The sequence below is a fragment of the Spectribacter acetivorans genome, assembly GCF_031846305.1.
GTDB classification, from domain to species: Bacteria; Pseudomonadota; Gammaproteobacteria; order Nevskiales; family Salinisphaeraceae; genus Spectribacter; species Spectribacter acetivorans.
Genome location: NZ_JAVRHY010000009.1, coordinates 116936 through 126747, shown reverse-complemented (window position 1 = coordinate 126747; position 9812 = coordinate 116936). Strand labels below are relative to the sequence as shown.

The following is a 9812-nucleotide window of genomic DNA, read 5'->3' as shown; positions in this document are numbered from 1 at the left end:
AAGATCAACCAGCCCGACCTGCAATACGAAGCCGACCTGCTGGGTGACAAATACATCAACCAGGACCTGATGCGCTACGAACTGCACCGCGTGTGGGTGGTGGATGCCACTCTCCGCGACGGCACCAGCCACCAGTTCAAGCGCCGGACCTTCTACATCGACGAAGACGGCTGGAACATCGTGGCCGTGGACGCCTACGACAACCGCGACGAACTGTGGAAGTTCCAGGAAGCGGCCAACGTGCATCTGCCCACCGGTCAGTTCGTGGGTGGTGCGCCGGAGTTGATCTACGACCTGCAGTCCGGGTTGTACTTCTCCACCGCGATGACCAACGAGGGTCAGCCCAACGACTTCTCGGTGACCTACGAAGACCGCCACTTCTCGCCGCAGACGCTCAAGCGGCGGACTACGCGGTAAGCGCAACACGACAACCATCGTGACGATCAGCCGCGGGCCTTCGGGCCCGCGGCTTTTTTGTGGTGCGCCCGGCACGGGCGCACTCTTGCAGGTGGAAGTCCTGCCGGGAGTTGGTCACGACGACCGAAGCGAAGCGCAACTGCGTGAGGGTGACCGAGCGTGGGGAGGAAGCGTGGAGCGAAGCTGCGAGCCGATGGACAAGAACCGGATACAAGGCGCTGCCGAGCAGGGCGAGTGGGCACGAAACCACGAAGCTCTTGTGACCAAGGCGAAGCGGCGTAGATTCGGCGGTTGTGCGGTGAAGGAGTGCGTTCTTACCCGGGGAGATCTCGCCTTGTGCCTGAAAGGGCGACGGTGATGCCGGCGCGAGAAGTCAGCAGAGGCCGTAGTAGTTGCCATCCGGTGACGAAGGGCCGAACGAGAAGGAGTGGATGACGACGTGACGCTCGAGCGCGCATGGCATCAGAAGCCCGGTCGACCGGGGCGGACGGCGGTGGGTGCGGGTGAAGCCCAAGCCCGAGGCGTTGGCGATGAAGCGCGGTCGGTGGGTCACGACACGCAAGCCACAGGGCGAGACAGCCTGCTTTGGCAGGCGCTCGCGAGAGAGAACCTGGTCAAGGCGTGGCAACGCGTCAAGGCCAACAAGGGCAGTGCCGGGGTGGATAGCCGCACGATTGCCGAGACGGCGGCTTACCTGAAGACCGACTGGGCACGCATCCGCAAGGAACTGCTTGCCGGCACCTACCGGCCGTCGCCGGTACGCCGGGTACAGATTCCCAAGCCGGGTGGTGGTCAGCGAGAGCTGGGTATTCCGACGGTGGTGGATCGTGTGATCCAGCAGGCCCTGCTGCAAGTATTGCAGCCGCGGATTGACCCGACATTCTCCGAGTCCAGTCACGGATTCCGTCCGGGCCGGCGTGCGCACGACGCGGTGTGCCAGGCACAACGCCACGTGCAGGACGGTTACCGGGTGGTGGTGGACGTGGATTTGGAGAAATTCTTTGATCGGGTCAACCACGACGTGCTCATGGGCCGCCTGGCCAGACGGATCGATGACAAGGCCGTACTGCGGCTGATTCGTCGGTACCTCAACGCCGGCATCCTGAGCCGTGGCCTGGCCATACGGCGATACGAGGGGACGCCGCAAGGCGGCCCGTTATCACCGCTGCTGGCCAACGTGCTGCTGGACGAGGTGGACCGGGATCTCGAACGCCGGGGCCACCGCTTTGTACGTTACGCCGACGACCTGATGGTCTACGTGCGCAGCCACAAGGCGGGGGCGCGGGTGCTCGAAGGGCTGCGCAAGCAGTTTGCCCGGTTGCGCTTGAAAGTGAACGAGGCCAAGACCGCCGTCACCAGTGCCTTCGGGCGCGTGTTTCTCGGCTTCGAATTCCGGGCAGCGCCCGGCGGGGTCGTGAAACGTGGTGTGGCGAGCAAAGCCAAGACCACATTCAAGCAGCGGATACGGTGGCTGACCTGCCGTAGTCGCGGACGAAGCCTGAACCAGATCGTCGAGCAACTGCGCGCGTTTGTGCTGGGCTGGAAGGCCTACTTCCGCCTGTCGCAGACACCGACGGTGTTCCGGGAGCTGGACCAGTGGCTTCGCCATCGCCTGCGCGCCATTCAACTCAAGCACTGGAAACGGGGCAAGACGATGTACCGGGAACTGCTGGCTCTGGGCGCACGCCCAGAGCAGGCGCAACGCGTGGCGGCGAACAGCCGCCGCTGGTGGCGCAACAGCCGGTACGAGCTCAATCGCCTGATGCCGATCGCCTACTTCGATCGGCTGGGCATGCCCCGCCTCTCATGAACCTCAACTTCTCGAACCGCCTAGTGCGGACCCGCTTGCTAGGTGGTGTGGGAGGGGTCGCTCAGGAAATCTGAGTGCCCCTATCCTGATCCTGATCAATCGTCGCCCGATTACCCCGTAGGGCGGCTTTCAAGCCGCCAGTATGGTCCGGCACCAGATTCGAACAGGCGCGATAAATCGCGCCCTACAAAAGCGGCATAGAACCGGACCGTCATCCGGTCATGAGGTAGGGCGGCTTTCAAGCCGCCAGCATGGTCCTGCGCCTACAGCGCGGCGGTGACCTCGCGAATGGTGTCGCGAAACCAGTCATGGGCCGGGTGCCGTGCCAGCCGCTGATGCCAGACCAGACGAATGGGCATCGGCTCCCGCTTGAACGGCGCCGGCCGGGTAATCAGGCCGGCTTCGGCGGCAAAGCGTTCGGCCACCCGGCGCAGCAGGGTCACGACCAGGTCGGAAGCCGCGACAACGGCCGGGGCCGCGGCGAACTGATTGATGGTCAGCACCACCCGCCGGCTCAGGCCCAGCCGGGCCAGGTCACGGTCGAGCACGCCGTCGCCGTGGCCGCTGGGCGACACCAGCAGATGGTCGGCCGTGGCGAATCGCTCGGGCGTCAGTTTGCCCTGGCTTAGCGGATGGTCCGGCCGCATCAGGCAGAGGAAATCCTCGGTCAGCAGATCGACCGAGCCGAAGCGGGCCTCGACCGGATCCAGCGAGCCGAATGCGAAATCCGCACGGTGGGTATCCAGAAGCGCCCGCGGCTGATCCACATGTGGCAGCAGGCGAAGATCGACGCCCGGGGCATCCTGTCGTAGCCGGGTGATCAGTGGCGGCATCACCACGGTGGAGAAGTAGTCATTGGCCACCAGGCGGAAGGTCCACTCCGACGTCGCCGGGTCGAAGGCGGTCGGCGCCAGCGCCTGTTCGATATCCAGCAGCGCCGCCCGAACCGGAGACTCCAGTTCCAGCGCCCGGGGGGTGGGCACCATGCCTTCGGGCCGGCGCACGAACAGCTCGTCGTGGAAGGCCGTACGCAGGCGCGACAGGGCGTTGGACACCGCCGACTGCGTCAGGAACAGCCGTTCCGCGGCCCGGGTGACGTGCTGCTCGCGCATCATGGCGTCGAACACCCGCAGCAGGTTGAGATCGAAATTCGCAATACTCACGGCCGACCTCCCGGCGTTTCCTTACTATTCATGAAATAAATAATACATTTATTAATAATTCATTTCCCAAATCATCAAGGCGCCCCTATCGTGACTCCCGGACATCGACGATATGCCGATGAACGCAACAACCTTCGAGCCAGGAGACACGCATGAAAACGGAATGCCACGAGAGCCGCAGCAGCATTGTCGGCGGGGTGATCGGCGCCAGCCTGATATTGCTGGTATTCGCCGCACAACACGTTCATCAGGTCGGGCAGGGCGTCGCCGCCCCGCCGCAGGCTTTGAACTGGATTCAGCCGCCGGCACGGTTCCCCGACTCGTGATCGGCCGCCCCGCCACCAACGGCCCCGCCGGCATCAGCCCGGCGGGGCACTTCAACTGGCCCGATCTCGACCGATAACCCGGTGAGAGCCGATCCAACGAGGAATCCATCATGAGTGCACCTGTCCACATCCGCCGCCCGGTCATGCCGGTGCTGGTCTTCAGCGCCGCCCTGCTGGCCATCGCGCTGACCGGTCAGCAGGCCCATCAGGTTGGCGTGGACGCCGAACGCGCGGCCCCCGGCTGGAACTGGGTGGAAATGCCCAGTCTGTTGCCGGACCGGTAAAACGGGCGCCCTCGACGGGTAGTCGACGCGTTATCATCGGCGGCCGTTTTTCGCGACCGGCCGATTGATGAGTGACCTGGTTTTCGAGTGCCGACACGGCGAGGACATCGCCACCCGCATCGAACCGCTGGCAGCCCTGCGCATCCGCGTGTTCCGCGAGTGGCCCTACCTTTACGACGGCGATCTCGACTACGAACGCGACTACCTGAAAACCTACGTCAACGCCGAGCGCTCGCTGGCGTTCCTGGTATTCGACGGGGACGACCTGGTGGGCGCCACCACCGCGCTGCCGCTGGTGGACGAGGAAGCCGCCTTCCGGGCGCCGCTGGAACAGGCCGGGTTCGATCCCGAACGGGTGTTCTACTTCGGCGAATCCATCCTGCTACCCGAGTATCGCGGCCGCGGTTTGGGCCACCGCTTCTTCGACGAACGCGAAACCTGGGCCGCCGAGCAGGGCGGTTTCGACACCACCTGCTTTTGCGCCGTGCAGCGGCCGGCCGATCATCCCGCCCGCCCGGCCAACTACAAGCCGCTGGACGAGTTCTGGCGCAGCCGCGGCTACACGCCCCGGCCGGATGTGATGGCCCACTACGCCTGGCCGGATGTCGGCGCCGACGAGGAAACCGAAAAGCCGCTGATGTTCTGGACCCGGCCGCTCCGGCCGGAAGAACCGTAGGGCGCCATTCAAGCCGCCGCGCTTGAGCAGGAAACGGCGTATTGACCAGGCGCGATGAATCGCGCCCTACGGCAATCGACCGTAGGGCGGCTTTCAAGCCGCCTTTGTATAGGATGAAATGGCGCAACGGACAGGCGCGATAAATCGCGCCCTACAGCGAGGGACCGTAGGGCGGCTTTCAAGCCGCCGGTCACGTGGGATTGCAATACCGCCAACTGCAAAAACACGCCGATTCGGCCGCATTCTGGTAAACTGATCGATCGATCAGCCGTTACGACGGGACGCCCGGCCGCGCCGGGCAGCGAGGAATCACCATGGTTGTCGCACTCACCACATTCGCCGTTTTCGCCTTCATTCTCGGGTCGATGTTCTACGTCTACCGGATGCGGGGCGAGGAGCGCTACGCCAGCTTCGGCGAGTACGTGCGCAAGGGCTGGCCCATCTTCAGCCCGCTGAACTGCCTGCTTTACCTGTTCACGGAAAAGCGGGCCCGCAAGCCCATCATGGACACCACCGAGTACCCGGAACTGGCGCCGATCCGCGACAACTGGGAAACCATCCGCGACGAGGCGGTGGCCCTGTACGAAAGCAAGGCGTTCGACCAGACCAACAACCCGGAATCCAGCGCCTACTACGACATCGGCTTCCGCACCTTCTACAAGTACGGCTGGAGCAAGTTCTACCTCAAGTGGTACGGCACCACCCACCGCTCGGCCCAGGCCGCCTGCCCGAAGACGCTGGAAATCCTCAAGCAGGCGCCCACGGTGAAGGGCGCCATGTTCTCGGTGCTGCCGGTGGGCTCCAAGCTCACCCGCCATTGCGATCCGGTGGCGGTGTCGCTGCGTTATCACGTTGGTCTGGCCACGCCCAACGACAACGCCTGCTACATCAACATCGACGGCACCGACTATTCCTGGCGTGACGGCGACGACCTGCTGTTCGACGAAACCTACCTGCACTACGCCCACAACGACGCCCAGCGCTACCGCCTGATCCTGATGTGCGACGTGGAACGCCCCACCTGGGTGGTCGGCCGCATCATCAACTTCTTCTACAAGGCCCTGATGCGGGCCACCGTGGTGCCGAACACCGAGGAAGACCAGCGCGGCCTGGTCAACAGCATCTTCGCCCGCGTGTCCCCCACGCTGGCCAACGTGCGCACCCTCAAGGAAACCAACCCCGGCCGCTACCGCGCCATCAAGTACTCGGTGAATACCACCCTGGCGCTGGCCGTGTCCGGCCTGCTGATCGGCTCCATCTACGCCGCCTCCGTCCTCGCCGGCCTGGCCTAACCCCCAAGCCCAACCAAAGCCATCCTCTCTCCCCACGGGAGAGAGCCAGAGAGAGGGGAGAGCGCCCCACCGAGCCCGATCACGCGCCCCCCGAGTTGCGTTACCCCCACCCCGCCTGCTAACAAGAAACCGGGGACCACGGCGCGCCCGCGCGCCGGCAAGGGGTGCGAGGCATGCTGTTCATCACCAATCGCTTTCCCACGCAAAGCATCCGCACGCGTGTGGGCCGGCGCTTCACGTTCGACCTCAAGAACAACGCGCCCAGCAACTCCGTGTTCTTCTGCCAGCGCCAGGGCGCGGAGGAACACGAGGAAGTTGGCAGCACCGAACTGCTGAAACGGCTCAAGGACGCCGACTACCGGCAGATCCTGGTCTACATCCACGGCTACTCGAACCTGCCGGAAGACGTCTTCGCCGGCGCCGCCGAATTCCAGGCCCTGTGCGACGCCAGCAAGCCCAGGGAAATCCTCGTCCTGCCGGTCATCTGGCCCTGCGACAACGACTTCGGCATCGTCCAGGACTACTGGGACGACCAGAAGGCCGCCGACGCCAGCGCCCTGTCGCTGGCCCGCGTCATGGAAAAATTCCTCGCCTGGCGGAACGACCCGAAACAGAACCCCCAGGACAACCCCTGCCTGAAACGCATCAACGTGCTGGCCCACTCCATGGGCAACCGCGTACTGCGCGAAGGCCTGGCCGCCTGGAACCGCTACGACCTCGCCGGCGGCGTGCCCCTGCTGTTCCGCAACACCTTCCTGGTGGCCGCCGACATCGTCAACGAATCCCTGGAACCCGGTAACCCCGGCGAACTGATCGGCCACGCGTCCCGCAACGTCACCGTCTACTTCGCCAGCGACGACCTCGCCCTGCGCGCCAGCAAGGCCGCCAACCTGAAGAACCGCGTGGCCTCCCGCCGCCTGGGCCACACCGGCCCGGAAGACATGGACAAGGTCGGCAAGAACGTATTCTCCGTGGACTGCGACGACGTCAACACCGCCTACGACAGCCCCAAGGGCCACACCTACTTCCGCAGCGGCCGCACCGCCGGCAAGCCGGGCGTGGTGTTCGACCATATCTACGAATCATTGGTCACCGGGCGGGTGTTTCCGGAGGATGAGTTTCGGCGGAGGACGGTGTTGAGGGAGACAGCGGGGTAATGGGGTCTTTTGTGCTGACGGCTCAACGCTATACCGACATCGATGGATGGTATGTCTTTGTTTTCATGTGACTAAACGTCGATGTAGCGCTTTTGAAGAAGCAATGCTATGTCTACATTTTGTCGTATAGTTAAGCGTTACCCGGAAAAGGCCATAACCGATGAATAACTTTGAGCACGAGTTTCTCGAGAATTACCTTAAATTCGGGCTAGGGGCCCTTCCGAAGTCGGATATCGATGCACTAGTTATGCATTTGCTGGACAGGTATGGGTATGCCGGGTACGGGCCTCTAGCGACGCGCCGGAATCAAGAAGCGAGCGAAATCCTCAAAACCCCTGTAAGCAAGATCAAGAAGCTCCGGTACGAAGCCGCCCTGAAGTTTGGCGAAAGCATTGAAGAGCAGGCTAAAGGCCGACTTCTGGCTGCTCTGAGTCAGGCCACGCTGGAGATCGACGACAAAAAAGAGAAAGTCAACCTCATAATCGAGGACTCATTGGCGAAAAACTGGTTACAGGGGCAGCTGAAAAACCACCAGCTAATATTCGATCACTCATTTAACACCGAGATCGTGAAAGTTCCGGCCGATGGTCTATTCGCGGTTCTCGAGACGATTTTTAGCAAAAACGAACTTGACGAATTTCGTGAGGCGTACGACTCCGCCAAGAAGCTAAAGACAGCCGAAGAGCGTAGAAACGCGTTCAAACAGGCAGCGTCGAAATTCGCGCAAGGTGCAGCAAAACAGGCAGGGGGCGGAGTGGTTGCTGTCCTTAAGGCGCAATTGGGTATGGGGTGATTCGGGTAACAAGTACATGCAGCCGACGCTCGTACCTCGCGCGGCTGATGAACAGCGTTATGCGTCAGAGATAATGATGGTTTAGGGAGGTAACGTGTACTCGGTAATCATTCTCATCGTCTGGCTTGTTGTTTTTTTTGTCGTATGCAGATGCGTCGACAAAAACCCAAAGCAACGCGGTCCTCTCGTAATGGGCGGCTATGTTCTGGTAACGCTCTCAGTAGCTTTGGCACTGCTTGCCACAGCATTCCCTGTCTATTGGCCCAATCAAGCCGTTGACCAAATGTCATCGTCCGAGCTATCGAAGTTTGTCGCTCAGTTCATAGTAGTTCTGGGTGGCGCCGTTGGTGGGTCATTCTTAGCGCACGGTTTAATCAACACAAAGCCAAAGTAGTATTTGAATGCCGCATAACAGGTCGTTTGAGTCGGACGCTTTTCTCCGCTGCGATGCGCAAAGCGCTGCTCAACTTCGGCGTGAGAGGCTGCTTGAATTTTACAAAGGGGGAAACCAATGGCCAATCTGCCGTATGTACAGGCGACGAGTACTTTGGAAAAGATGCTTGACCAAATAAAAACAGCTTCGGTTCCAGACAAATTCTCGTCCGATTTTGTTGCCGAAAAACTTCTATTAAAGGGTGGAAATGGACGATCACTTATCCCATTTATAAAGAAAATGGGTCTAGTATCTTCTGACGGTACACCTACCGATAGATACAGGGAATTTAGAAACCCGACGAAATCGGGGTCGGCAATTGCGAAAGCTATGCGAGAGCTTTACGCACCACTGTTTCAAATGAACGAATATGTTCAAGATACAGATACATCTAAACTCAAAGGTCTTATCGTAGAAGCAACAGGCGCCGAGTCAAACTCGACTGTAGTCAAGAAAACTCTTTCTACGTTTCAAGCACTGAGAGAAAGAGCAAATTTCGAATCCGATCATGCAGAACCAGATGAAACCCACTCGCAGCCGGAAGAGCCGCCGAACGAGGCGCATCCGTCTATTCCGATCCAGCAATATTCTGGTTCATCGTCGAGCGAGTCGATTAATCTCGCTTATACGATAAATCTCAACCTCCCTGCGACAAAAGATATAGAAGTATTCAACGCAATATTTAAAAGCTTGAAGCAACACTTGCTTCAGGAGTGAAACGATGAATGTTGCTTCGGCCATTAAGTCCTTTGCGATGACGAATATGTTGTTAGAGGCTGATTTGGATCGAATTGAGGATCAATACGAGATCGATTTAGGTAGAGCGCAAAAGAAATCGAGTAAAATCGAGGATGCCTATTACCCTCAATTTGATGCATCTTTGCGGGCTGAAGCAAAAAAAATGGCGCAACACTATGAGATTTTTTACTGCCTGGAAAAATCTATAAGACAGTTAATAATCGACGTCTTCGAGGCCACGGGCGACGCTGATTGGTGGGCAAATATGATTCCCGATCCAGTGCAACAAAATGCGAAAAAGAGTATCAAGCGCGAGAAAGAAGCTGCCGTTACCCCTAGGTCTAGCGAGTCTATCGATTATACGACGTTTGGCGAACTCGGTGAGATCATTAAATTTAACTGGTCTCTTTTCGGCGGCGTGGTATTTAACGATCCCAAAGCGATGGAAAAAGTTATGTCAGCGCTAAATTCGCTCAGAAATCCGATCGCCCATTGCTCTCCTTTGGCGGATGACGAAGTGCTTCGGCTCGAGTTGGCGCTAAGGGATTGGTTCAGAATTATAAGTTAGACGGATAACTTTCAGGCCCGCTCTAACGAACCGCTGCAGTTGACCGCCCAAAGCGCTGGCGCGCTTCGGATTCCCTCCGCAGGCTTCGCCTGCTCCGGCGTCAACTGAGCTTGGGCGTTAGGCGTCTATTTGGCTAGGGGGATTCTATGACTGAC

11 protein-coding genes are annotated in these 9812 nt (G+C 60.0%); 10 read left to right on the top strand and 1 reads right to left on the bottom strand.

Annotation, left to right across the window (positions count from 1 at the left end; genetic code table 11):
* Positions 1 to 417: DUF1329 domain-containing protein (locus tag RM531_RS11075; RefSeq protein WP_311659316.1), on the top strand; the 417-nt coding region annotated here is incomplete at its 5' end.
* Between the two features lie 439 nt (positions 418 to 856).
* Positions 857 to 2227: a group II intron reverse transcriptase/maturase gene (ltrA, locus tag RM531_RS11070; RefSeq protein ID WP_349255435.1), complete on the top strand. Its 1371-nt coding sequence runs from the start codon at positions 857 to 859 to the stop codon at positions 2225 to 2227.
* A gap of 263 nt (positions 2228 to 2490) precedes the next feature.
* Here ltrA and RM531_RS11065 read toward each other — a convergent pair whose 3' ends face one another.
* A complete protein-coding gene (locus RM531_RS11065; RefSeq protein ID WP_311659312.1) occupies positions 2491 to 3390 on the bottom strand; it encodes a LysR family transcriptional regulator in 900 nt (299 codons plus the stop codon).
* Between the two features lie 152 nt (positions 3391 to 3542).
* On the opposite strand from RM531_RS11065, the gene RM531_RS11060 reads away from it, so the two are divergent.
* The 8 genes from RM531_RS11060 to RM531_RS11025 all read left to right on the top strand — a co-directional run bounded on the left by RM531_RS11060 (position 3543) and on the right by RM531_RS11025 (position 9657).
* Positions 3543 to 3716, top strand: coding sequence for a hypothetical protein (locus RM531_RS11060; RefSeq protein ID WP_311659311.1), 174 nt, complete (start codon positions 3543 to 3545; stop codon positions 3714 to 3716).
* Positions 3717 to 3826: 110 nt separating this feature from the next.
* Positions 3827 to 4000, top strand: coding sequence for a hypothetical protein (locus RM531_RS11055; RefSeq protein ID WP_311659309.1), 174 nt, complete (start codon positions 3827 to 3829; stop codon positions 3998 to 4000).
* A gap of 67 nt (positions 4001 to 4067) precedes the next feature.
* On the top strand, positions 4068 to 4676 hold the full coding sequence (locus RM531_RS11050) for a GNAT family N-acetyltransferase (protein WP_311659307.1): 609 nt from the start codon (positions 4068 to 4070) through the stop codon (positions 4674 to 4676).
* 314 nt (positions 4677 to 4990) lie between these two features.
* Entirely contained in the window at positions 4991 to 5968 is a 978-nt protein-coding gene (locus RM531_RS11045; RefSeq protein ID WP_311659305.1) for an aspartyl/asparaginyl beta-hydroxylase domain-containing protein, read from the top strand.
* 173 nt (positions 5969 to 6141) lie between these two features.
* Positions 6142 to 7125 carry an alpha/beta hydrolase gene (locus RM531_RS11040; RefSeq protein ID WP_311659303.1) on the top strand — a complete coding sequence of 328 codons (984 nt, stop codon included), beginning with the start codon at positions 6142 to 6144 and terminating at the stop codon, positions 7123 to 7125.
* A gap of 160 nt (positions 7126 to 7285) precedes the next feature.
* Positions 7286 to 7918, top strand: coding sequence for a hypothetical protein (locus tag RM531_RS11035; RefSeq protein ID WP_311659301.1), 633 nt, complete (start codon positions 7286 to 7288; stop codon positions 7916 to 7918).
* A gap of 511 nt (positions 7919 to 8429) precedes the next feature.
* The gene (locus RM531_RS11030) at positions 8430 to 9068 is read left to right on the top strand and encodes a DUF5343 domain-containing protein (protein ID WP_311659300.1); all 639 of its coding nucleotides are present in this window, start codon (positions 8430 to 8432) and stop codon (positions 9066 to 9068) included.
* Between the two features lie 4 nt (positions 9069 to 9072).
* Positions 9073 to 9657, top strand: a complete 585-nt coding sequence (locus tag RM531_RS11025; protein ID WP_311659299.1) for a Swt1 family HEPN domain-containing protein — start codon at positions 9073 to 9075, stop codon at positions 9655 to 9657.
* The last annotated feature ends 155 nt before the right edge of the window (positions 9658 to 9812 follow it).